This is a genomic window from Bernardetia sp. MNP-M8, from assembly GCF_037126285.1.
Taxonomy (GTDB): Bacteria; Bacteroidota; Bacteroidia; order Cytophagales; family Bernardetiaceae; genus Bernardetia.
Window position 1 is genome coordinate 2075188 of sequence record NZ_CP147012.1, and the last position, 24288, is coordinate 2099475.

General features: G+C 30.8%; 23 protein-coding genes. 10 read left to right on the plus strand and 13 right to left on the minus strand.

Annotated elements, in window-relative coordinates:
* Window positions 1–138: 138 nt before the first annotated feature.
* A complete protein-coding gene (locus tag V9L04_RS08600; protein WP_338793686.1) occupies window positions 139–711 on the minus strand; it encodes a ferritin in 573 nt (190 codons plus the stop codon).
* Between the two features lie 371 nt (window positions 712–1082).
* Here V9L04_RS08600 and V9L04_RS08605 point away from each other — a divergent pair, with 371 nt between their 5' ends.
* Both V9L04_RS08605 and V9L04_RS08610 read left to right on the plus strand, forming a co-directional pair.
* Entirely contained in the window at window positions 1083–1475 is a 393-nt protein-coding gene (locus V9L04_RS08605) for a hypothetical protein (protein ID WP_338793687.1), read from the plus strand.
* Window positions 1476–1665: 190 nt separating this feature from the next.
* Window positions 1666–4620 (plus strand): glycosyl hydrolase, encoded by a 2955-nt coding sequence (locus tag V9L04_RS08610; RefSeq protein WP_338793688.1) that lies wholly within the window; start codon window positions 1666–1668, stop codon window positions 4618–4620.
* Between the two features lie 118 nt (window positions 4621–4738).
* Here the strand turns inward: V9L04_RS08610 and V9L04_RS08615 are convergent, their stop codons facing one another.
* The 5 genes from V9L04_RS08615 to V9L04_RS08635 all read right to left on the minus strand — a co-directional run bounded on the left by V9L04_RS08615 (window position 4739) and on the right by V9L04_RS08635 (window position 7993).
* Window positions 4739–5182 carry a hypothetical protein gene (locus V9L04_RS08615; protein ID WP_338793689.1) on the minus strand — a complete coding sequence of 148 codons (444 nt, stop codon included), beginning with the start codon at window positions 5180–5182 and terminating at the stop codon, window positions 4739–4741.
* 225 nt (window positions 5183–5407) lie between these two features.
* Window positions 5408–6124, minus strand: a complete 717-nt coding sequence (locus V9L04_RS08620; protein WP_338793690.1) for an ATP-binding cassette domain-containing protein — start codon at window positions 6122–6124, stop codon at window positions 5408–5410.
* Window positions 6075–6374, minus strand: coding sequence for a rhodanese-like domain-containing protein (locus tag V9L04_RS08625; RefSeq protein ID WP_338793691.1), 300 nt, complete (start codon window positions 6372–6374; stop codon window positions 6075–6077). Before V9L04_RS08625 ends, V9L04_RS08620 begins: the two co-directional genes overlap by 50 nt.
* A gap of 149 nt (window positions 6375–6523) precedes the next feature.
* Window positions 6524–7039 (minus strand): hypothetical protein, encoded by a 516-nt coding sequence (locus tag V9L04_RS08630; RefSeq protein ID WP_338793692.1) that lies wholly within the window; start codon window positions 7037–7039, stop codon window positions 6524–6526.
* A 177-nt stretch (window positions 7040–7216) separates the two neighbouring features.
* Window positions 7217–7993: an IS5 family transposase gene (locus V9L04_RS08635; protein WP_338793693.1), complete on the minus strand. Its 777-nt coding sequence runs from the start codon at window positions 7991–7993 to the stop codon at window positions 7217–7219.
* Between the two features lie 373 nt (window positions 7994–8366).
* Here V9L04_RS08635 and V9L04_RS08640 point away from each other — a divergent pair, with 373 nt between their 5' ends.
* From V9L04_RS08640 to V9L04_RS08650, 3 genes are all read left to right on the plus strand, one after another.
* A complete protein-coding gene (locus tag V9L04_RS08640; protein WP_338793694.1) occupies window positions 8367–8750 on the plus strand; it encodes a hypothetical protein in 384 nt (127 codons plus the stop codon).
* A gap of 132 nt (window positions 8751–8882) precedes the next feature.
* On the plus strand, window positions 8883–9971 hold the full coding sequence (locus V9L04_RS08645; protein WP_338793695.1) for an alkene reductase: 1089 nt from the start codon (window positions 8883–8885) through the stop codon (window positions 9969–9971).
* Window positions 9972–10077: 106 nt separating this feature from the next.
* Window positions 10078–10596, plus strand: a complete 519-nt coding sequence (locus V9L04_RS08650) for a metallophosphoesterase family protein (protein ID WP_338793696.1) — start codon at window positions 10078–10080, stop codon at window positions 10594–10596.
* A gap of 2 nt (window positions 10597–10598) precedes the next feature.
* Here V9L04_RS08650 and V9L04_RS08655 read toward each other — a convergent pair whose 3' ends face one another.
* Both V9L04_RS08655 and V9L04_RS08660 read right to left on the minus strand, forming a co-directional pair.
* Window positions 10599–11195 (minus strand): hypothetical protein, encoded by a 597-nt coding sequence (locus V9L04_RS08655; protein ID WP_338793697.1) that lies wholly within the window; start codon window positions 11193–11195, stop codon window positions 10599–10601.
* A 103-nt stretch (window positions 11196–11298) separates the two neighbouring features.
* On the minus strand, window positions 11299–13053 hold the full coding sequence (locus tag V9L04_RS08660; RefSeq protein ID WP_338793698.1) for a phospho-sugar mutase: 1755 nt from the start codon (window positions 13051–13053) through the stop codon (window positions 11299–11301).
* A 398-nt stretch (window positions 13054–13451) separates the two neighbouring features.
* Here V9L04_RS08660 and V9L04_RS08665 point away from each other — a divergent pair, with 398 nt between their 5' ends.
* Complete coding sequence (locus V9L04_RS08665) at window positions 13452–14540, plus strand: IS4 family transposase (RefSeq protein ID WP_338791486.1); 1089 nt, start codon at window positions 13452–13454, stop codon at window positions 14538–14540.
* Between the two features lie 256 nt (window positions 14541–14796).
* On the opposite strand, the gene V9L04_RS08670 is transcribed toward V9L04_RS08665, so the two are convergent.
* Complete coding sequence (locus tag V9L04_RS08670) at window positions 14797–15846, minus strand: hypothetical protein (protein ID WP_338793699.1); 1050 nt, start codon at window positions 15844–15846, stop codon at window positions 14797–14799.
* Window positions 15847–16173: 327 nt separating this feature from the next.
* On the opposite strand from V9L04_RS08670, the gene V9L04_RS08675 reads away from it, so the two are divergent.
* Window positions 16174–16989: a hypothetical protein gene (locus tag V9L04_RS08675; RefSeq protein WP_338793700.1), complete on the plus strand. Its 816-nt coding sequence runs from the start codon at window positions 16174–16176 to the stop codon at window positions 16987–16989.
* A 218-nt stretch (window positions 16990–17207) separates the two neighbouring features.
* On the opposite strand, the gene V9L04_RS08680 is transcribed toward V9L04_RS08675, so the two are convergent.
* The 4 genes from V9L04_RS08680 to V9L04_RS08695 form a co-directional block, all read right to left on the minus strand.
* Window positions 17208–18689, minus strand: a complete 1482-nt coding sequence (locus tag V9L04_RS08680) for a leucine-rich repeat domain-containing protein (protein WP_338793701.1) — start codon at window positions 18687–18689, stop codon at window positions 17208–17210.
* 204 nt (window positions 18690–18893) lie between these two features.
* Window positions 18894–19877, minus strand: coding sequence for a hypothetical protein (locus V9L04_RS08685; protein WP_338793702.1), 984 nt, complete (start codon window positions 19875–19877; stop codon window positions 18894–18896).
* A 91-nt stretch (window positions 19878–19968) separates the two neighbouring features.
* Entirely contained in the window at window positions 19969–20280 is a 312-nt protein-coding gene (gene yidD, locus V9L04_RS08690; RefSeq protein ID WP_338793703.1) for a membrane protein insertion efficiency factor YidD, read from the minus strand.
* The gene (locus V9L04_RS08695) at window positions 20277–20498 is read right to left on the minus strand and encodes a DUF4177 domain-containing protein (RefSeq protein WP_338793704.1); all 222 of its coding nucleotides are present in this window, start codon (window positions 20496–20498) and stop codon (window positions 20277–20279) included. The genes yidD and V9L04_RS08695 overlap by 4 nt, the downstream gene beginning before the upstream one ends.
* 256 nt (window positions 20499–20754) lie before the next feature.
* Here V9L04_RS08695 and V9L04_RS08700 point away from each other — a divergent pair, with 256 nt between their 5' ends.
* From V9L04_RS08700 to V9L04_RS08710, 3 genes are all read left to right on the plus strand, one after another.
* Complete coding sequence (locus tag V9L04_RS08700) at window positions 20755–22125, plus strand: hypothetical protein (protein ID WP_338793705.1); 1371 nt, start codon at window positions 20755–20757, stop codon at window positions 22123–22125.
* A gap of 148 nt (window positions 22126–22273) precedes the next feature.
* Window positions 22274–22681, plus strand: coding sequence for a hypothetical protein (locus V9L04_RS08705; protein ID WP_338793707.1), 408 nt, complete (start codon window positions 22274–22276; stop codon window positions 22679–22681).
* 80 nt (window positions 22682–22761) lie between these two features.
* Window positions 22762–24231 carry a hypothetical protein gene (locus V9L04_RS08710; RefSeq protein ID WP_338793708.1) on the plus strand — a complete coding sequence of 490 codons (1470 nt, stop codon included), beginning with the start codon at window positions 22762–22764 and terminating at the stop codon, window positions 24229–24231.
* The last annotated feature ends 57 nt before the right edge of the window (window positions 24232–24288 follow it).

Genomic DNA, 24288 nt, shown 5'->3' on the forward strand with positions numbered 1-24288 from the left:
AACTCAAAATAAGAAAAACAGTTTAATTTTTGAAATGTAGTACTACATAAGATAGCTTAAAAATTATTAGAATAAAAAAAATCACTACAAAAATAAATTTCATAGTGATTTCAAATATTATTGTTTTTTTATAATAGTTTAGGCTTCTGCATCTGCCCCTTCTGCTTCTTGTATCTCAGCTTCTATTTTTCCGATTGCTTGATCAATAAGCCAAATTCCTTGACCTTCTTCACCAATAATATCAAAAAGCTCTACAGCACGACGAGAAATTACCTCTTCTTCACGCTGTTCATTGACAAACCACTGCAAAAACTGAAAAGTAGCAAAGTCTTTTGCTTTCAAACAGGCATCTACAAGGTCATTAATTGCTAAAGTTACTTTGATTTCGTGCTTTAAAGCTGTTTCGAAAACATCTCTTAACTTCTCAAAATCATAACGCATATCTGTAATTTCGGGTGCTAGTGCATGTCCACCTGCATTATTTAGATAATTGAAAAATTTCATCATGTGCATGCGTTCTTCTTCTGCATGATTGTAAAGATATTTAGCCGAATTGACATATCCTTCTTTATCACACCAAGAAGCAGCAGCTAAATAAGCCCAAGAAGAACGAGCTTCTAACTTAATTTGCTCATTGATAAGGTTTTGCATTTCTTGTGTAACTGATGTTTTCATCGTTACAAACGGTTTTTGAATTCCATTTTTTGACATAATTTTCTTGTATTTTTGTTAATTATAATTCATAAATTTTAAAAGTAGGCAACATATCACATTTTCTCCTACTCTATCTCTATAACGAAAGCAATGAAACAAAAGATTTGTTTTTGAAAAACGAATACAAATATGGAATTAGAATTAGTCAAAATAAAGATTAGACAAATTAACCTCCAATCCATATCAATTTATATAAAACAAAACCTTGTTTTTTCAGAAGCTACTAAATGTTTTTTTAATAGTTAAAAAATATTTTCAAAACATTTTTAGAATAGGTACGTTTATATAATTGTAAATCAAGTCATACTTTTGGCTTGATTTATTTATTTTTTAAACTGTATTTCAAATTTTTTAAACTGTATTATACTATGAAAACGAACAAAATCTTAATGTTCTTCGTGCTTGCTTTTATGGCTATTTCTTTTACTTCTTGTGATGAAGATGATGTAATTAATTATGCTGATGACCTTCCAGGAACATATAACAATCTGTTATTAGGTGATATTAATGTAGAAGGAGCAGTTAATGTAATTACACTCTCAAATAAAGGTGACAGCGAAGTGCTTACAAAAAATATTGTTGTGGAAATTACAGACAAAACAACTGAAACAAATGGAGGAGTAGAAACAGTGCGTTATTCTACTAATAATAATGATGTAGATATTACTCGTGTTGAAAATACAATTTCTATCAAAGTTACAGGTAGCGAATATGTACAAAATCTCACAAATATTTATATTGGAACAAAAACAGTACAATAATCTGTTCTGAAAAATATAACTTCAAGAGCCTAGCAATTTTATAAAAAATGCTAGGCTTTTTTTTGTCCTTATTTTTTCTTTTGTGTTAAAAAAAAGAAAAGTTATTCGATCATTTTTTTAAGCAACGAATTTGTTTGCAAATTGTATCAAACTAAAGACAAAACAGATTTTAAACCTTAATCAAACTAACATGAAAAGAGTTTTTCTTACTTTTATTTCCTGTGCATTGCTTTCAAATACAGCTTTTTCACAGGATATTGAATTAGAATTTACGACAGCTCAAGACCGTATCAATTCTCAAAATAAAATTAATTCATCAACCTCTTGGCTCAAAAATATTCCTATAAAATCAATAGGACCAACAATTATGAGTGGAAGGGTTGTCGATATTGAAGTAAACCCTAATAACCCAAATGAGTTTTTGGCTGCTTTTGCTTCTGGTGGACTTTGGCATACCAATACAAACGGAACTTCTTTTACTCCTTTGTTTCAAAATGAAAAAGTAATGTCTATTGGAGATATTGCTGTTTCGTGGGAAGATTCTACCATCTGGATAGGAACTGGAGAAAATAACTCTTCTCGTTCTTCATATTCTGGAGATGGAATGTATGTTTCGTATAACATGGGCAAGACGTGGGAACACAAAAATGACACAGAATTAAATGAAACGCAGCATATTGGTAGAATAGTTTTGCATCCAACTGATAAAAATACACTTTTCGTTGCTGCGCTCGGTCATCTATATTCGAAAAATAAAGAAAGAGGAATCTATAAAACAACTGATGGAGGCAAAACGTGGAAAAAAACACTTTTCATTGACGAAAATACAGGTGCAGTTGATTTAATAATTGACCCCACAAACCCGAATACACTTTATACAGCTACTTGGCAAAGACATAGAGCAGCGTGGGATTTTGAAGAAGCAGGTGCAGGAAGTGGAATTTATCGTTCTGATGATGGTGGCGAAAATTGGACAAAAATAACGACAAAAGAAAGTGGTTTTCCTATTTCAGAGGGAGTTGGAAGAATTGGTTTAGCTATTTCAAAAGCAAATCCTGATTGGGTTTATGCGTGTTTGGATAATCAAGACCGTAAACCTAAAGATGAAATCAAGAAAGACGGTAAAAAAGAGAATAATAAACTAACTCTTACCAAAGATGCTATTTTAGCAATGAAAAGTGAAGATTTTTTGAAAGTTTCTGATGCAGAAATAACTGAATATTTGAAAGAAAATCACTTTCCAAAAAAATATGATGTAGCTTTTGTAAAAGAACAAATCAAACAAAGCAAAATAGAGCCAAAAGCATTAGTAGAGTTTTTGGGAGATGCTAATTCTCGTTTGTTTGACACACCCGTAAAAGGTTTAGAATTATATTTATCAAAAGACAAAGGCAAAACATGGCAAAAAACACACGAAGGAAGCATCGATGAAGTCGTTTATTCGTATGGTTATTATTTTGGACAAGTACGAGTTTCACAAAATAATCCTCAAAAACTCTACATTGTCGGCGTTCCAATCTTGACAAGTGATGATGGAGGCAAAAACTGGAGAAGCATAAATGGAGATAATGTCCATGCAGATCATCACGCCTTATGGATTAATCCAAAACAAGAAGGACATTTAATAAATGGAAACGATGGAGGAATAAATATTTCGTATAACGACGGCAAAACATGGTCAAAATCAAACTCTATTCCTGTTGGTCAGTTTTATAGTGTAGCAACAGACAGAGCAGAACCCTATAATGTGTATGGAGGTTTGCAAGATAATGGTGTTTGGACAGCTTCACATCAATACGAATATTCAGATTCATGGCAACAAGAAGGTAATTATCCTTACAAACGACTTTTAGGAGGTGACGGAATGCAAGTTGAGATTGATTTTAGAGATAATAATACTGTCTATACCTGTTATCAATTTGGAAATTGTTATAAAATCGATAAAACAACGTTAGCATCTGACTACATTACACCTTCACATGAACTAGGACAAAAACCATTTCGTTTCAACTGGCAAACTCCATTACACCTTTCAAAACATCAGCAAAATATTTTGTATATGGGTTCGAATCGTGTACACCGTTCGTTTGACCAAGGAAAAACATGGGAAACTATTTCAGAGGACTTAACAAGAGGAGCAAATCCAAAAGAAGCAAAAACTGGTGATGTAGCTTACAATACACTTACTTCTATTGATGAATCTGCTTTGCGTTTTGGTCTTTTGTATGTTGGTTCTGATGATGGAATGGTTCATGTGAGCAAAGATGCAGGATATAGTTGGGAAAATATTTCACAGAATTATTTGAAACAGTTTCCTCAGTATAAAAACTTTTGGGTAAGTCGTGTACAGGCTTCAAAACACAAAATGGAACGAGTTTACATTAGCTTGAATGGATACCGTTTTGATAATTTTGAATCAATTATTTTTGTTTCGAATGACTTTGGTAAAACTTGGACACGCATTGGAACAGATTTACCTTTAGAATCTGTAAATGTTATTAGAGAAGATTTTAAAGAAAAAAATTTACTTTTTGTTGGAACAGACCATAATTTGTATGCTTCTCTTGATGCTGGAAAGTCATTTATGACTTTAGGAAAAGATTTTCCTCGTGTAGCAGTTCATGATTTATCGGTTCAGCCTGTGGCAAATCATTTGGTTGTCGGAACTCATGGACGTTCGCTTTATGTGGTGGATATTGCACCTCTACAAAGTCTTGTAAAAATGGATAAAGAAAAATCATTTTTCTTAGATAAAGAAAAAATTACTTTCAATAAAAACTGGGGCAAAACCTATTGGAGCAAGTGGTTTGGAAATTATGAACCAAATGAGGAAGAGCAAAAATTTATTTTCTTTACTACTCAAAAATCAAATGTAGAACTTCGTATTTTAGATAAGAACAATGTAGTTCTGTATTCTGAAAAACTAGAAGCAAATAAAGGTTTGAATTATTGGAAATATGATTTGACAATAAATGAAGAAGCTGCAAAAAAAATATCAAAATCCCTTTCTACAAAAGAAAAACCTTTTATTGTCTCTAAATCAGATAATGAAAAGTATTATTTGCCTATTTCTACTTATAAAATAGCTTTAGTAGAAAATGGAAAAACAATAGAACTTCCTTTTGAAGTAGTAGAGAAAAAATAAAACTATTGTATCACATTCAAAATAAACTCCATAAAAAAAGACTTTTCCTTATTCAAAAAATAAAGAAAAGTCTTTTTTATAATTTATTTTCCTAAGAATACATTAGGAAAAATTTAAATTATCTAGGTACAAGAGTAAACTGTACAACTGGTTCTGGTTTGCCATCAGCAGCAGCTTCATTGTAACGAATAACAAGTTGAGTAGAAGAAGCACTTACTAAAGTAGCAGTAGAACCACTAAAAACAATTGAAGTAGGATTCTCATTGTTTGGAGCTAATGTCCAGTCACCAGAAGTGTTTGGTGCAAAGTTATAAGCCAAACCACCTGTAGTAATGCTATATGTAGTAGGAGCATCAGCATTTTGATTCAATGTAAGTGTAAAGCCATCAATATCCTCAGTAACAGCATCACCATTTACTGTAAGTGTGCTAATTTTCCAAGATTGAGAGATTTGAGCTACTAAAGATTCTGCATCATCAGTGTCATCATCACATGTACATTTTACAAGAAACAAAGAACAAAATAATACTACTAAAAGAAAAGGGTTACGAAATACGTTCATAAATTCAGGATTTAAAGAGTTGAGATTGAGTTAAAATTTAAAATCAAATTTAAGTTAAGATTAAAGCAAGGTTTAGTCGTTAATTTTAATTTTCGATTATATATTTCTAATGACAATTTTCATTCAAAATTAATAATCATTAAAGATAATGCGAATTTTTGAATTTCTAAAAAAAAGCAAGTAAAAAAACAGAAACTTAATACAAAAATACAATTTTTTACAAGTTTACGGCTTTAAGTTCTGAATATCAATGATTTGTGAACAAAAATAATATTCAGATTCTTGATTTGATGCAATAATAAGTGTTTTTTTGCCAAAAACTGTATTTATTTCTTGCAAATACCACTCACTATTTTGTTTATCAAGGTTAGAAGTAGGCTCATCTAAAAACACTATTTTGGCATCAGAATAGATTGCTAAGGCTAATTTTAGTTTTTGTTTCATTCCTGAAGAGAAAAAACGAATTGTTTTACTCTTCGTGTTAGAAAAACCTAATTTTTCAATTATTTCTTCTATCTCTATATCAAAAGATTTAAAAGACTGATGAAATTTTAATTGTTCTAAAAGTGTAAACTCTTCTATCAATTCAGTATAAGGAGCAGCCCAAGAAATATGAGACTGCCAATCTTCTTTTTGGATTATTTTTTTATCTGTCTTGGAATCAAAAGAATAAACTAAGTTTCCCTCTGATAAAGGCAAATATCCAACAAGCGTTTTGATAAGAGTTGATTTACCACTCCCATTACTCCCTACGATAGCTGTAGGTTGTTTGCTGCAAAAATGACAAGAAAGTTTTCGAAAAATCCATTCTCTTTCGAATCTTTTTCCTATATTTTCTGCAGAAATAACAATGGTGTTTTCTTTTTCTAAGGACGTAGTCAAAATACTTTTTTTATGATAATTTCTTATATCCTTCTGCACCTTGTAAAAGATTTCTGACATTTTTAAAGCCTTTAGAAATCAAGAAGTTTTTAGCTGTTGCACTGCGTCCTCCAGATTTACAATGTACAATGACTTCTTTTTCTTTCCAGTCTTGCAATTCTTCTAAACGTGTAGGCAGCTCTCCCAAAGGAATAAGTTTGCCATCAAGATTATATTCATCATATTCAAACTCTTCTCTGACATCTAAAAGCTGTATTTGTTTTCCTTCGTCTTTCAGAGTTTTTAGCTCTTGTGGTGTAATATCGTTCATCTAGTAAAGTAATAATTAGAATTGATTATATATTACAAAGTTACGCAATTTGTATAAAACTTTATGTTCTTTAACTCAAAAAAACTGAGCTTTTATTGTTTTGTAATCTTGAATTGATATAAAGTTCATAATTTTGATTAGAATTAGAATCAAAATTCTATCTCAATAGGAATATCTTTTCTTATCCATTTCTCACCTTCTTTTTCATAATACGAATAGTCTTTATAAGGAACATAATAGACATTTGCTTCAAATGAAATTAGTTTGAAATAAGATTGATACTTAATTTGATTAGAGTTTTTATCAACTCCATAAGAATACGAATTTGATTGAACAACTAATTGATTATCAGTTACTAAATTGCAATAATCAAGATAAACAGGAAGTTTAGCCTCAATATTAAGTTTAGAAAAAGCATACAATAAGTGTGTATTAAAATTTACTTTTGAAATGTAAAACTCTTCTTCTCCTTTCATTTTTAAATATTCATATTTATAACTTGTTGCTTCTAATTTAGAAAAAGAATCTTTTTGATTTAGCTTTTCAATTTCTACAAGTTGATTTTCGATAAAAGGCGTTTTATTCTTAGAGTCAGTTTGAGAAATTTCTATTTTATGATAAGGTAGCACGAAACTTTTTATACTACTTTCAGTGTGTTTAAACACACTTTAACTATCAGAGTAAATTCAATTTATAAAGTTAAAAACTAGCTTGACTTGCTTTAAACGAGTACGTTTTTTTTTCGTGCGTTTGCCCTAACAAACTCTTGATCTTCTTTCTATTTCTTTGTCAAGTAATTTAGAGCCTGTTCGATTTTTTATTTTTTATTTCTTCTAGCTCCTTTATTTATTGAGATTCAAAATCATAGCTAAATAAATAAAAGCCTTCGCAGATTGTATGGTTTTCTCATAATCAACCTTTAATCTTCGGTTTTGATTGAGCCAAGCAAAAGTTCTTTCCACTACCCATCTTTTGGGCTGAGGACTGAACGATTTATCTTCTTTATCTTTTCTTCTTGGGCTATTGACAACCTCAATTTGCACACCCGTTTGACTAAATATTTCACTAGCTAAGCTAGTGCTTCTATAGCCTGCATCGGCAAGAATTTTAAAAAACTTTCGTCCTCTAAATTGCGCCAAGTAAGCCAAATAGGATAGCTGATTTACGTCAGCTTCATTCGCTGGACTAATCTCTATTTCTAATAAATTTCCTTGCATATCTACTAGAATATGGCGTTTTCGCCCTTTTTTTAGCTTATAACCATCTATGCCTATTGCCTCACCTCCATAAATGCTTTGTACACTTTGAGAATCTACACAACCCAAAGAGGGTTTAGCATCTCTACCTTTTGCGAGTCGTTCTCTTTTCACTAGTTTGTCCAATAATTGCTTATACCAACCCAGCTTCTGCCACTTGCTAAAGTAATCATACAAACTACTCCAAGGAATACCATAACTGCTAGGGAGTAGACGCCAACTACTTCCTGAACGTGTCAGATAAAAAAGATCTGAAAATAAATTATACAAGCTGTGTTTACGCTTTCTTTTCAAATACGAAGAAGGTATAAATTTTTTCATATATTGCCAAAGAGCATCAGATAAATATTCAGTAGTAAACATAAGAATTGATATTTTAATTAGTAACTGAAAATCAATTACTTAACTAAGAAAAAAATCTGATGTTCTTTTTATTTAACTAAAATCGAACAGGCTCTTATCAACATTGAATTTAAAGTTACTATTTGTTTTTCAAATTTTTATATAAAAATGTCTCTTCATTATCTTTTATAGCTATTTTTTGTATTAGCTTTTCTTTACAAGGATGTACGAAATCTACTAATACAGAAAATACACAAAAATCTGATCAAATCTCTACTCAAGATAGTACAGAACTGACAACACATATAATTGGGTAGAAACAGCTGACCCAGCAGTTGGTGGTTTTGAACCTATTCAAACAAATCTGACAGATACTATTTATTCAGGTATAGATATGGAAGCGCAAAAAAATAGTATCAAACGACTAGAAAAAAGTGGCTTTTTTGCAAAAGAGTTTTTAGAAAATTATGAAAAACTATCAGCTACAATGGATGAAAAACTCAAAAATGGGAGTGCTGTTTGGCAAGTTGGTGATTTACCTCCTTTTATTGATAGTGGTGTAAATGCCTTGTGTAACTGTCAAGATTATCCAGAAAAATACTGGGAAAAACTCCTTCTTTCTAAATTTGAAAAACAAGGAGAAGAAACAGCTTTTATTTGGACTTTAGACAATGGCTTCATTTATAAGGTTAGAGCAAAAAAAGAAAACGAAATTTGGAAAATCAGTTATTTAGAAGGTTTTGACAAGAAAAATTCTGAAGTAGAAGTAATTGAATAAATAAACTAAATCAGTTTAGATATTTTAACATAACCTTTAAACAAATCAATGCGTTAGAATTTTGGAACAAACGTTCTATTATTATTCAACATATTTTTTATTCATTGATTTTTCATAAATTTTATAGACATTATGCTTTTTGATTCATTCAAACTTGGAAATATAACTCTTCAAAATCGTGTTGTTATGGCACCTCTTACTCGCTCAAGAGCAATAGACAACATTCCAAACGATTTAATGGCAACTTATTATGCTCAGCGTTCTAGTGCTGGTTTACTTATTACAGAAGGAGTTAGTCCTTCGCCAAATGGTTTGGGCTACCCACGTATTCCTGGTGCTTTTTCCGATGCTCAAACTAAGGGTTGGAAAAAAGTAGCTGAAGAGGTTCATAAAGGAGGAGCAAAAATTTTCATGCAATTGATGCACACAGGTAGAGTTTCACACCCTCTTAATATGGCAAAAGATGCGAAAGTATTGAGCACAACTACAACTCCAGTAGAAGGTGAGATGTATACTGATAAGGAAGGTTTGAAATCGTACCCAGCAGCAAAACTAATGACTGAAAGTGAAATCAAAAACACGATTCAGGAATATGTAGATAGTGCAAAGAATGCTATAAAGGCAGATTTTGATGGTGTCGAATTACATGGTGCAAATGGTTATTTAATAGAACAGTTTTTAAATCCTCTTGTAAATTCTTTAGACAATAGTTATAATGGAAACAATGAAGCAAGAGCAAAATTTGCATTAGAAATAGCAAAAGCAACTATTGCAGAAATTGGAGCAGAAAAAGTAGGTATTCGTCTTTCTCCTTATGGAGTTTATAATAGTACAGGAGTTTTTGAAGGTGTCGAAGAGTTTTATGAGTATTTGGCAAAAGAATTAGGTAAACTTAACCTTGCTTATATTCATATTGTAGATCATTCTTCAGTAGGTGCGCCTGAGGTTACTCTTTCTGTAAAACAAAAAATTAGAGACGCTTTTGGAGGAACAATCATTATCAGTGGTGGTTATGATAAAGAAAGAGCTGAAAAAGATTTGAAAGATGGTTTGGGACATTTAGTAGCTTTTGGTCGTTCATTTATTTCTAATCCTGATTTAGTAGAAAGAATGAAAGAAGATGCTCATCTTAACGACCCAAATCCAAATACATTCTATACATCAGGAGCAGAAGGATATACAGATTATCCGACTTTAAAAGAAGAAACTCAAAAAGTATAATTTAGTTTTCTTACTAAAAAATTCACAAATCCTTTTCTAATTTATTTAGAGAAGGATTTTTGTTTGTAAATTGGTCATTATTCCAAAAACAGAATCAAAACAGAAAATGAAAATAGGAATTATTTCAGACACACATTCATATTTAGACCCACAAGTAAAAAATTACTTTAAAGATTGCGATCAACTTTGGCACGCAGGAGATATTGGAAGTATAGAAGTAGCAGATGAATTAGAAGCCTTCAAACCTACTATTTTTGTCTACGGAAACATTGACGACCAAAAAATGAGAGTTCGTTATCCCAAAAATCAGATTTTTGATTGTGAAGGACTGAAAGTTTTTATGACACATATTGGAGGTTATCCACCAAATTATAAACCAGAAGTGAAGAAAGAATTAGATGAAATAAAACCTAGAATTTTTGTGTGTGGGCATTCGCATATTTTAAAAATAATGCCTGATGCTAAAAGAAATTTGATACATTTTAATTCGGGCGCAGCAGGAAAACATGGTTTTCATCACATGAGAACACTTATTCGATTAGAAATAAACAACTCCAAAATCACAAATGTAGAAGTGATAGAACTAGGAAAACGAGGAACAATTACAGAGGAAGATAACTTATAATTTTATCTACTAGCACTTCTCAAGTCAATCCAACCTCTTCGAACCCACTCTTTAGCAATTTCTTTGATTGAAAGAGGATTTGCAAGGCATTTTGCATTTTTGTCTTGTTCTCCATTACTACTCACAAAACAGGTTGCTTTACAAGAAAAGCAAATTTTCAAAACTGAAATAGGAACTCCATCTTTATAAAAAACTAAAATATCTCTATATATAGCTCCACAACGAGTTACTGAATAACTCTCACAGCTCGTTGTAGGAAAAATTTGTACTAATTGTTGAATATCTGATACATTTGTCAAAACAGCTCTTTTTTCAAAATAACTTTCTAAAAGTGGTGCAGGATTATCAAAAGGAAACTCATCATTCCTAAAATATAGTTCTAAGTTTTGGCTTACATGTTTTGTACTATCAATCTTTTCAGCCTCTTCTTTTGCTATTGCTCCATAATACCACTCCACAGAATCTACTTTTTGTTTTGGAAAATAATCTTTATAAGAAAAACTATCTTGTGCATAAGAAAAATGACTTACTCCAATAGTTAGAGTAAAAAAGAGATATAGTCTTGTAAGACAACGAATAAGTAAGTTTTGTTTTAACATACACAAAGGTAATTATATTTTTTAATTTCACGTCTGTATGTTGTTAATTTTTTTCATCAAAAAACCCTAAGGGTCTTCATAGTCCCTTAGGGTTTGAATAGCTTTAATTAATCCCCAAATCAACAATCTGTTTTTGAATTTTTGCTTGAAGTTCTTTTTTTACTTTTTCATAATCCTCTGTTTTGTCTAAATCATCTTTTACAGAAAAATAGAATTTGATTTTTGGTTCTGTTCCCGAAGGTCGCATACTTATCTTACTTCCATCTTCTGTATAAAAAGCAAGTACATTAGATTTTGGTAAGTCTGTTTCCATTGGCTTAGAAGTTCCTTTTTGAACATCTAAAATAGTTTGATTTTGATAATCATAGACAGATAATAAATCACTTCCAGCTAATTTCTTTGGAGGATTTTGTCTAAATGTTTTCATCATTTCTTCTATCTGAGAAGCACCTTGTTGTCCTTTTTTAGTGATAGAAACGAGCTGCTCCAAATAAAAACCGTATTCTTTGTAGATTTCAATCAGCCATTCGAAAAGAGAAAAACCTTTGTCTTTTGCATAAGCAGCCAAAAGTGCAATACTTGCACACGAAGCAACTCCATCTTTATCACGAACTTCATCACCAATCAGATAACCATAACTTTCTTCTCCTCCTAAAATAAACTCTTCCTTACTACCTGCTTGTTTTTTGCTTTCAATAAGTGCAGCAATATGTTTGAAACCTGTCAAAGTATCGTAGATATTTACGCCATATTTTTGCGTAATTTCTTTTATCAATTCTGTCGTAACAATGGTTTTGATTACCATTTGATTACCATTGATTTTTCCTGCATTTTTCCATGCTTCCAAATTATAGGCTACCAATAAAGCAAATGTTTGATTTCCGTTCATTAATACAAAATCGCCTTCCTTATTCTTTACTGCAATTCCTACACGGTCAGCATCTGGATCAGTTGCCATCACAACATCAGCATTTACTTCTTTTGCTTTTTTGAGTGCTAAAGTCATTGCTTCAGCTTCTTCTGGGTTTGGATAAACTACTGTTGGGAAATTTCCGTCTGTTAGAGCTTGTTCTTCTACTACATGAATATTTTCAAATCTCAATTTTCTCAATGCCTTTGGTACAAGTGTAATTCCTGTTCCGTGAATTGGTGTATAAACGATTGATAAATCTTTTTGACGTTTTACAATTTCTCTTGTTTTTTTATCAGCTAAAGGTTCTAGTATTTGATACAAATATTCTTTATCAATTTCTACTCCTATGCTTCTTATCAAATCTGGTTTTCCTTCAAATTTTATTTCATCTACACTTTTTATCGCCTGTACTTCTGTGATAATGTTTTTGTCGTGAGGAGCAACTACTTGTCCACCATCTTCCCAATAGGCTTTATAACCGTTGTATTCCTTTGGATTGTGTGAAGCTGTCAAGACAACACCACTTTTGCAACCCAAATGACGAATGGCAAAAGAAAGCTCTGGAGTAGGACGCAGTGCAGTAAATAAATATACTTTTATATCATTGGCAGAAAAAACATCGGCTACAATTTGAGCAAATTCAGGTGAATTATTACGACTATCATAAGCAATAGCTACACTAATATCTCCTTCTTTTTTATTTGGAAATGATTTTTTGAGGTAATTTGAAAGTCCTTGAGTAGCTGCACCGACTGTATAACGGTTCATTCGGTTCGTGCCAACTCCCATAAGTCCACGAAGTCCACCTGTTCCAAATTCTAAATCTTTATAGAAAGCGTCTGCAAGGTCTGTTTCAGATAGTTTTTTGATAGCTTCCTTAGTTTCATTGTCATAATTTCCGTCTAACCAATGATTAACTTTTTGTTGAATAGTTGTTTCTAGCATAAAAAATAGTTTCTATGTTGTTGGTGTCGCTACGCTAAAACACCAATAACGGCAAGGTTTATAAAGAATATTGTTTGAATGTCATTTATTAATAACTTCAAAAATAAGTAAATGAATTTTGATTTTAATAATTGTCAGAATTTTCATCACAGAAAACTAGTTTTGTTTTGCAAATTTGCTTGAAATCAACATAAATTTGGATAGTTAGCTTTTATTTTGACTTTTGAAATGTTATTTTGAATAAAACTAATAGAATAACCAAACAACTTAAAAAATGACAAATAATTATGAAAGCAAACTCATCTAACTCAGTCCTCTGACAAAAGATTTTGAAACGAGATAAAAAAAAGCCATAATTGAGTTTCTTACAAAATTTTTCTCACAAAATTTTCTCAATTATGGCAAAAGCAAAGTATGCTTCTAGTGGTAAAGTTACAAAATTAGTTACTGTTTTATCTTCTCATTTAACAGAGTTTCATTTTGCACGAGTTCAATTTATAGGTCTTTTTGTAATAGCTGTTATAAAAGTAGGATTAGGAGGGTTGATTCAAATTGCTACAGCTTTTGAACGGAATGTAGAATGCAGCTCCTCTTTACGTCGTATTGAACGCTTTTTAAATCACTATAACCTTGATTTTAAGGCAATTACTCGTTTAATTGTTTCTTTACAAGGTATTGATAAGTGGAAGGATATTGTTTTATGTCTTGACCGTTCCAATTGGAAAGTGGGTAAAAAAAATATAAATATTTTGTTACTTTCAGCAGCTTATAAGAATGTTTCAGTGCCTCTTATTTGGTCTGTTTTTCCAAAAAAAGGAAACTCTTCTACTGAAGAACGCATCGAATTAATAGAACGTTTTTTATCTATTTTTCCTAACCTATCTATTTCTTCTATTGTAGCAGATAGAGAGTTTGTAGGTCAAAAATGGTTTACTTATTTATCAGGAAAAAACTTTGATTTTGTAATGCGACTAAAGTCTAATTTTAAAGCGACTAGAAAAGGTAAAACAAAGTCAATTGCAGCATGGTGTAGAGGACTGGCTATTTCAGAAACGTATCATTTAGAGGGTGTTTTTATAGTCAATGGTGTAGAAGTATATTTATCTGTAAGCAGAACACAAAAAGGATATATTTATCTAGCTTCACCTGTTTTTTTAGAAAACGCTTTTGAAATTTATAAACAACGTTGGGAAATAGAAACGCTGTTTAAAGCACTAAAAACACAAGGTTTTAAGCTAGAAAATACAAAATTGACAGAACCAGAGAAAATAGCTAAATTACTTGCTCTTTGTTCTATTGCATTTGTTTGGTGTTACAAAGTAGGGGAGTGGAAACATAAAAAAACGAAAATAAGAGTCTGTTCAAATGGATATAATGAATACTCTTTTTTCCGATATGGATTACTAGAAATCAAAAAAATACTCAATAATCCAATGAGTAAAGAAACTAAATTCAATCAGAAAATTAAAGTTTTGTCAATGGAGTGAGCTCATCTAATAAAGAGTATATGTAATTACTCATATTGTTACTCTCTAAATTATATTTTACAAATAATAATTTTTCTAAGAGCCAAAATAACTCACCTATTAGTAAAATTGACAAAAAAATAAACACAAAATAAAATGCCTTTTTCATTCTAATATAAAAATTATGATTTGTGAGCTATCAAATACGGCTATTCAGTTCTGGGGAACTGAACTCACAACAACCTTACAGAAATGAATTTTGATTTGTAAGAATGATTTAGTTTTCATAATCTAAAATCTTACGAGTTTCTACCTCTCTAGTTTTGACAGGAATTACAAAACGAAGCGAAAATGCATGGCGATTGAGATTACTAATTACTTTATCTAAACCTTGTGGAACAAAGAGAAATTGATAAGAATAAGTAAGATGTAAAGCATTTCCTATTTTACCAGCATTACCACTTCCAAATAAAGTTCTAGGAGAAACTCCCATCAAAATACGTGCACCAGGATTTATTTTATCACCATCTGAGTGAACAGTAAGTGCACCTCCTAAGGCTACCCAAGATTGAGTCCAACCTGTAAGAGCCAATCCATAGTAGTTTTTCCAAGGAGAAGTTTGAATAGAATCAATTGTTCCTAATGAGTTTTCTCGCAATTCAAACTCTTCTTTAAATGAATTATTAAAAGGAGCAATTTCTCCAGAGAGAGAAACAGCAAAAAAAGTTTTTTTCCAGTTCCATTTTGCTTTAGCAATTCCAATTTCTAAAACAGGACTTTTGTAATACTGAATTCCTCCAACAATTCCCCAACCTATAGTTTCTTGAAAAAGAGAACGAGAATCATAAAACTGACTCACATCATTTGCTTTACACTCTGCATAAACTTCTAAATATGTATTTCGCTGAGTAATATCCAAAATAGCCATACTGTCAAAACTACTTGTAGAATTTGATTGTGATGAAATACCATAAATTTCATATCTTCTAAGCACTTTACCATTTGGTTTCTTCAATACAAAAGTAGAATCATTTTCTGTTTGCCAAGTTCCTTTTTCTGTTCTATCAAAAGCAGAAAAATTATAACTTTTGTCTTCCTTTAGTTCTAAAAATTCTTTTTCGCAATCTCTAACACTGAAAAGTGTGTCTGATTCATCAATATAAACTTCTATGTAATGAGCTAATCCCCATTTTTTACCTATAATATTTTTCATCTTATTTTCTAATTTCCCTTCTAGTTTTTCAGTTGTATCTTGAGCAGCCACAAAAGAAAAAGAGCAAATAGTAATCACAAAAACAGCAAAAAATAAAGTGAATTTAATTTTCATTTTAAAAATAATAAATACAGATTGAAGAAATAGAAAAAAATAAAGTTTTGATAGAGCAAAAATACTACTCTAATTTAGAATCTGCTCAAAAATTAGAATCTTTCTTTTGTAGTTTTACAAAAAAGCTCTCTTTTTGTAAGAAAAGAAGAAAATTATCTCCTAAAAAAAATAACAGCAACAAAAATTTACAAAAAATCGCTTTAAAAACACTTTTAGTTCTGTGTCGTTAAATGAAAATAGTATTGAGATATTCTAAAATATCTATATTTATTTTTTGGGGAAAGCATCAAATTATTTTTTATTTTTATTATTTTTCAATATTTCATCATGAAACTAACACATTCTATCAAAAACACTCTATTTACAGGTATTAGTCTTTGTTTTTTGGGAGCTTCTAGTTGTCTTTTTGCTCAAAATACAATTACTTCTTTTTCTACTAATAATTTAAACTCTGAGTTTTCAAATGCTATTGTTCAAAACTCTTCTTTTACTAACTTTTCTTCAAAAGATATAAAAGAAACAGATATGGCAATTTCTCCTTGGGAAAAACGAATTGGTATTACTGGAGCTTTTGGGGAAGCCACAACAAGTCTGACTTTGGGTTTTTCTCATGTATATGGGTTTGGCTCTTCTCGCCGTTTCAAATTAGGTTATGGCGTGCGCTTATCTTCTTTTTTTGGTTCAGATAGACAATTTACAGCAGCTCCACCAGATTTAGCATCAGAAGAAAATCCTCAATCTTTTTTTGTTGAGAGTAGTCAATCCAATGCAATCAACTTAGGACTTTATACTGATTATTCTATTACAGAAAATATCCTTATAGGTTTTAATATTGACATAGTAGGTCTTAGTTTTGGAGGAGAAAAAGATGGAATTGTTGTAGATCCTACCATAACTAGCTCTGCTATTTCTGATACAGGAAAGCCAACAGGTTTCAATTTACTTTTGGTAGGTGATAATGATAAGGGAACGCTCAACTCTGAATTTTGGATTGGATATAAAATCGCTTCAAATGTAATGGTAAGAGGAGCATTTTCATACCTTTTTGCAGAATATACAACAAATGGAAAGTATCAAGATGATAATGATAGATTTAGATATAAGGCTGCACAAGGTGCTGTTGGAATTAGTTATAGTTTTTAGTAGAGTTTTAGTAAAAGTTTATCTTATCAAAATTCCCTTTATTTTTTACAGATAAAGGGAATTTTTTATGAATGAGAAAGACTAAAAAAATAAACTTACATTTTTAGCTATACTATAAAAACAGGGTTTTAACCCTGTTTAGTAATGTCTCAATTTTTCAAAGTGTAAATTTATTTTATATTCCTTAGAAAGAAAGCCTTTAGATTTATTTTCAGATTTTAATAATCGTCGCCTTCGCCTTCTTCTTCTTCTATTTTTTGTTGTAATGGTGTTCCTTTAATGTACAATTTCTTAAGACTTTGTCTTTTGAGTTGTTCGGCAACTTCCATATTATCTAATTTTGTATCTATTAGAATAAGTTCTTGAAGATTTTTACAAGTTTTGATGGGTGTCAAATCTTGTACTTCTGTTTTTTGGGCATCTAATATTTCCAAATTTGGCTTATTTTCTAATCCTTCTAAAGTCTTTATTTGTGTTTCTCCACAAAATAATTTTTCTAGTTTTACTAATTCTGAAAGAGGCTTTAAAGTTTTTATTTGAGTTTGATAAATATACAAATCTTTTAAATTCACTAAATTTTCAATTCCTTTTAAAGAACTTAACTGTGTTTCTCCTGCTTCTAAAAGCTCTAGTTGTGTAGCATTTTTGAGAGAAGAAATACTTTTGATTTTAGTCTTATTGAGAAATATTTTTTTCAAATGAAAAAACTCTTCCAAAACATCAATTTTTTCTACTTCTGTTTCTGAAACAGAAAGAATTTCTAAATTCTTAGCATTCTTGAGAGGTTCTATATCTGTAACTTTGCTATCATTTAATTGAACTTCGGTAAGCTGTGTCATATTTGAAAGCGCAGAAATACTACTTACTTTTGTGTTGCCCAAACCAATTACACGAAGGTTTATAAGATTTTTGAGAGAAGAAATATCTTCTACTTGTGTCCAGTTTAGATAAAGTTCTTCCAAATTTACCAGTTTTGATAAAGGAGAAACATCATCTACAGGAGTTCTCCAAGCCAAAATTGATTTTAGATTTTTGAGCTTTGATAAAGCAGAAAAATCTTTGATTCCAGTTGCTGTAAAACTTACTTTTTCCAAATTTTCAAGATTTTTGAGAGCAGAAATATCTTTTACTTTTGTATAAGCCAAATACACACGTTCTAGACTAGAAATAGAACTCAAAGGCGAAATATCAGTAACTCCAGTGGCAGAAAGCGATAATTTTTTAAGATTTTTGAGAGCAGAAAGAGAATTGACCGAAGTAATTCCTGCACATTTTTGCACCCAAATTTCCTCTAGGTTTTCTAGTTTGGAAATAGGAGAAAGATCTGAAACTAAGGTTCGTTCTGCATCTATTTTACGCAAGTTTTTCGCATTTTTCAATGGCTCTAAAGAACTCACAGGACAGTACGAAAAATTAACTTCTTCTAAAAAAGGCAAATCTTTCAACGGATTGATGTCTAAAATAAGTTTGTTATAGTATTCTTGTGTTCCTGCACAATCTATTTTTTTAAGATTATAGATTTTTTCTAAATTTTGAGCTGTCGGAACGCTGTCTATTTCGTGATTGTACCTAAAATAAAGCTGCCAACCTTCGTTCAAATCATTCCACCATTTTTGATTGATATTGTTTTGTTGGGCGAAAGCTGAAAGAGAAAGAGATATAAAAACAGAGACTAGAACAAGAAAACGAAGGTTTTTCATAATTTTTTTAGAAGAGTAGTTTTTTATTAATTCAAGTATTAACACTTAAATTAGGTAACGACAAAAATCTGATTTTGATATATTTTTTATCAAATAGAAAATTGATGCCAAAAAAGGTGGCTTATGTATATTCTAATCTCAAACTAAGTCTTCTTTTACAAAAATTTCTGCTGTGTAGGAGTCAATAAATCGTTTGCTTGTTTTTTATCTAGCATTTTCAAAATGAAATTTTAGGTTTTTTTCTTTTGCCCAAAAATAAGTAGATTCAAAAGGTAAACCTCTATAATTAAATTTACACACTATATGAGGGCAATTGTCAATTCCATTACCATCCATATCATATCCTACTATATCTGAAAAATTAATTTGCCCAACCTCCCAAACACCTATTTCATCAAACTTCTCATCCTCTTTGTCCAAATTTGAAGTCCAAGAACCATCTTCGAATACTCTTATTATTTTAGCCAAAGGATAATAAATAAATTCCATTCCGTTATGATATAAACTCTTTATTTCTGCTTTAAAGTACGAATATTCGCCATATTCGTTAGGTTCATTATTATCAGGACATTGATTATCTTTCAAAGAGCGAATTATCATCCGTCCTCTCCTTTTCCAGTTCCTGGGAGAGTAACTCAACCAGTCTTTAAAATCTTTTTCAATCTTTTTTTTGAGAGATAAATTTCTCAGAAATGTAGCCTCTTCAGAGCTTTGTTCAATAATAAAGTCTGAGTAGTATTTTTCTAGTAGATTTTTTTTCCCTTTCAAATATCTTTGTATTGTATCCCATCCCCAGTATTCAAGACGAAAGTTAAGATTTCTTTCTTGTTTAATTTTCTTTGTGTACTCTTCAAGGTGAGTATCATCTCTGAAAGTTGATATAAATATTAATCTATCGAAATCAAATTGGAGGTTTTTAATTTTGCCTAAATCCTTATCTATATCTGCTTTAATATCTTTTCTAATGGCATCATCTTTCTTGCTAATATCTTTCAATTTACATTGAATTACAGTATTTGTTTCATAAGAAAAAATATCTATTCCTTTTTGATATTGACCTTTCACACCAAAGGTTTGAAAAGATGTGTTAGAGTAAGATTTTGTCTTCTCTATTTCGTTAAATAAATCACAAATGAATTCTTCAAATTTTTTCTCGTCTTTAAGTGGTGGTAATTGATATTCTGACATTATTTAAAGTATATTTTTAGGTTAAATTTTAGCTAGATAATTTAAGAAATCATCTAATTACAACGTAATTATGTTCGAAACGTTATACTCTTTATTTCAAATAATCTTCCAATGAAAAATTAGGAAGTTCGATACTTTCAGATATTTCAGAGTTTAATAGAACATCTCCATTTTCTAATATAATATCAAAATTATTATTGGCTGTATTAAACGAAAATGTATATCCTACTCTACAAGTTTGAAATCTATAATAAAATGCTTTTAAGCCTTTTTTTGTTCCTTCCTCTTCTAGCTTACGATATACATAATTCGAACAACTTTCTTTAAATAGACAATTACGAGCTAATTTTTTAGAAAAATGCTTTTGATAGAATTTGATTACAAATTGTAACAGTTTTTTCATCTTTTAAAAATTACTAAATTGATTGTTTCAAAATAGCCTTGCTTTTGATTGAAACAAGCACTATTCCCTTTTACCCAAGTACTGACCTGCTCAACACCATGCAATTCCCACCCTTGTTCTGCATGTTCATTAATCATAGTTTGTAGTTGCTTTGTAAACTCACTTCTATCTGAGTTGTGATTACGAGCTGCATTAATTGACCTTACTGAATATTCCATATTAGATTTATTAGAAAATGAAGAAAAAATTGAAGATTGATACTTTATCTATTATTTAATGACAAAAACTACCTGAAAATCACAAACTATGTAAGTTATTTGTAAAGGTTACATTTTTATAACTTTTATAGAAGAACATTTTGTAGGCTGAATTTACAAAAAATCCCTCTCCCCTACTTTCCTATCTAAAAAAAAAATTACATATTGCATACGATTCTACTTCTGTTTACAAACAAAAAATAAAATAAAGAAATCTATGTCTAAAGTAAAATATGATTGGTTATTAGGAATATTCGTTTTGTGTTTTTCTTTGTATTCTTGTGGTGGAGCGTGTCCGAATGACGATGTAGATTATGATAATGTAAGTGATGTAATAGATAATTGTGTTTCTAGTGAGCCTGTCGAAAATTCGGATTTGATAGACCCTTGTACAGGTTGCAAAAGAGATACACTCAAAATTACGTCTAGTAAAATTGATAACTTAAATGTCTATTTAGAGATTTCTGGAAGTATGAAAGGCTATATGCCGAAGCAAACAGGTAGAAGTACAGGTTTTCAGAAAGAAATGGCAAGTCTTTTTTCGTGGTTTGTAACGAGTGTAGAATCAAAATCTAAAAACTTTTACGGCATAAAAGACGACCAAACGACATTAGAATTTGAATCAAAAGATGATATAGCCTCAAAAATTTCAAGAGCAGAATTTGATTTTGGAAAAACGACAACCCTTCCCGATTTAGTAGAAAAAATTATCAAAAAGAACAATCAAGAAGATGTTAGTATTATCGTTTCCGATTTTTTGTATTCTCCTCCCAATGTTCTGAATTTGGAAGGAACACTCAATGTTAGATTAAGAGAAATGTTTTTGAAACGTCCAGAAATGGCTCTTTCTGTCTATGCTTTTAAATCAGATTATTCAGGAAAATTTTATACAGTAAGTAATCAAGTTGTTGAAAACTGCTGTAATGACAAACGTCCGTATTATGTTTGGGTATTGGGAAAACAGCCTTTAGTAGAACAGATTGATAAACTGATTAGTGAAAAAGTGAAGTTTTCGGAAGAGCTGCATATTGGCAAAAAATATGAAACTGTTCAAGGCGAAATATTAGCACAATCGGGCAGAAATCCAGAGTCATTGTGGCAACGAAAATCAAATTGTACAAGCATTATTGCAGAAGCAAAATATATTTCTGAAGAAGAAAAACTAACTTATACGATTGGACTGAATTTGAGCAAGTTACCCAAACAGCATCAAGATTTAGAATACTTGAAAGCGAATTTATCTGTTCGTTCGCCAAACTCAAAGAGTAACATAAACAAAGTTTATACGTATAAAGAGTTTGAGCCAAAAGTGGCAAAAGAAGATATTGTTCTTGCCAAAAAATATACGCATTTTGTAGAAATAGAAACTTATTCAGTAGATATTCCTTGTAAAGCAAGTCTAAATTTGGAACTCAAAAACAGCTTGCCTACTTGGATAAACGATTGGAATACAGAATCTGACGAAACAGATGCAGAGCGAAACGAAAGAACGGTACTTCTTAAAAGAGTTATATCAGGAATTCAGGAAGCACACGATAATGAAACATTGTTTTCATATCCTTATATTATTACTGCAAGTGCTTTATAAAAAACTTAGACCGTCAACGAGGCTAAAGCCGTCGTTGAGGTAATAAAGTCCTCGTTGACGGTTTCATTTGAACCTCAACGACGGTTAGAAATTTTTTAAAGAAATTACTTTCGTAATTCGTAATTTTTAATTCGTAATTGATTTTTTTATGAGAGATTTTTTGATGTTTATTTATGAGAAGTTTTTGAGAAGTGTGGCTCAAATTCCATCGAATACAGTTGCTACTTGGCGAAACGATGTTTTTCCTCTTACACTTTGGCTTCTTTTGGCAATTACTATTGTGATGGCTATTCTTTTCTATTTCTTTTACAATCGTTTGTATTCTTCTTACAATAGTTTTGGGAGTTGGTTCAGAACATTTCTACTCAATGGCTTTCTTACTGGAGTAGTTGCTTTTATTATTGCTTATTCTGCTTTTTCTAAAGCCTTCAAACCTGTCTTAACACTTTCACTTTGGTATGCTGTCATCAATTTATTGTATGGTTTTCTTTTGTTTTTTGTACTTTCTATGATTTTTAAATGGTTTTCTACCAATGGACGAAAAACGCCTTTTTAAGATTTTTAAACCTATATCCAAACCTATAAGGTTTTCAGAAACCTTATAGGTTTAATGTTAAAACAAAAAACACAAAGAAAATGAGCAGCAAAAACAATCTTTTTATATTCGGAATTGGTGGAACAGGAACAAGAGTAGTCAAATCTTTGATTATGCTTCTTTCGGCAGGCGTAAAAATAAACGCTGAAAAAGTAATTCCTATTCTGATTGACCCACACGAAACGAGTGATGAGTACAGAAAAGTAAAAATGATGTTGGAACAATATGAAAAAAACTTCCAACACGCCAAAACGACAAATTCTTCGTTTTTCTCTACCGAAATATTGCCTTTAGGAAAACTACATAGTGAAACTATCAACGATACCGAAAAAATAGATAATTCTTTTGGTCTTAATTTTAGTAAATATGCCAAAAATACCTTTGAGGAATTTATCGGTTATAATAAAGATATGTCTAATCAAGACCAAAGTTTTGTGTCGTTGTTCTTTTCAGAAAAAGACCGAAAAAGTGAAATGGCTGTCGGTTTTAGAGGAAATCCAAGTATGGGAAGTGTGATTTTGAACAAACTAGAAGATTCAGAAGAATTTAAGTTTTTCAAACGAGTTTTCAATACTGGAGATAAGATTTTTTTAGTCAGTTCTATTTTTGGAGGAACAGGCGCATCAGGTTTTCCTCTGCTTCTCAAAAACCTACAAAGTGCTGGCGATAATATTCAAAAGGCTGTAAAAGGTGCTGTTAGTGTGATGCCTTATTTTAAGCTCAATGAAAATAAGGATAGTTTTATCGATTCCAACTCGTTTATTACCAAAACAAAGGCAGCTTTATCATTTTATGAAAATCAATTAAAGGGAATTGATGAACTCTATTATATTGCTGATAGTCAATTAGCAATGCACAATAATGACGAAAAAACACAAGAAAACGCATCTCATTTAGTAGAAATGATGGCAGCGATGGGAATAATTAATTTCTCATCTATGCAAAAAGGATATGATACAAATGTAGCTTCCACATATAGAGATAGTCATTTTCATGAATGTTCTGTTGAACTAGATAATAAAGAACTTTCTTTGTATAATCTTGATGAAGAAACACTCCGAATTATTCATAAGCCAATTATAAAATTTTTATTTCTAACTTATGTTTATAATAATTTGGGTAGAAATGCAGACTCTCAACCTTGGTTTAAGGAAACATTAGGAAGCGAACACGAAGATGGTTTTAAGAAAGGAAATGGAGAATTTGAACCGTTAGTAAAATTTTTGATAGATTATAATGCTTGGCTGAGAGAATTAGGCGTAAAAGAAAGAAAATTTCTTCCTTTTAATGTAGATACAGATATGAACGAGTGGGTAGTTGACCATGGAAAAATTGTCAAGAAAAGTTTTGCTACCAAATTATTTAATACTCGTCTTTCTGATGATAGAATAAATGTAATTATGAATGATGAAGTAAGAAACCTAAAAACTGACCAAAAAGGATTTGAAAAGATGTTGGAATTGATGGATAGAGCAACCGATTCTATTTATACAAAATATTTTAAAATATAATTTCAACTAAACCTATAAGGTTTTCAGAAACCTTATAGGTTTGAGCATAAAAAAACA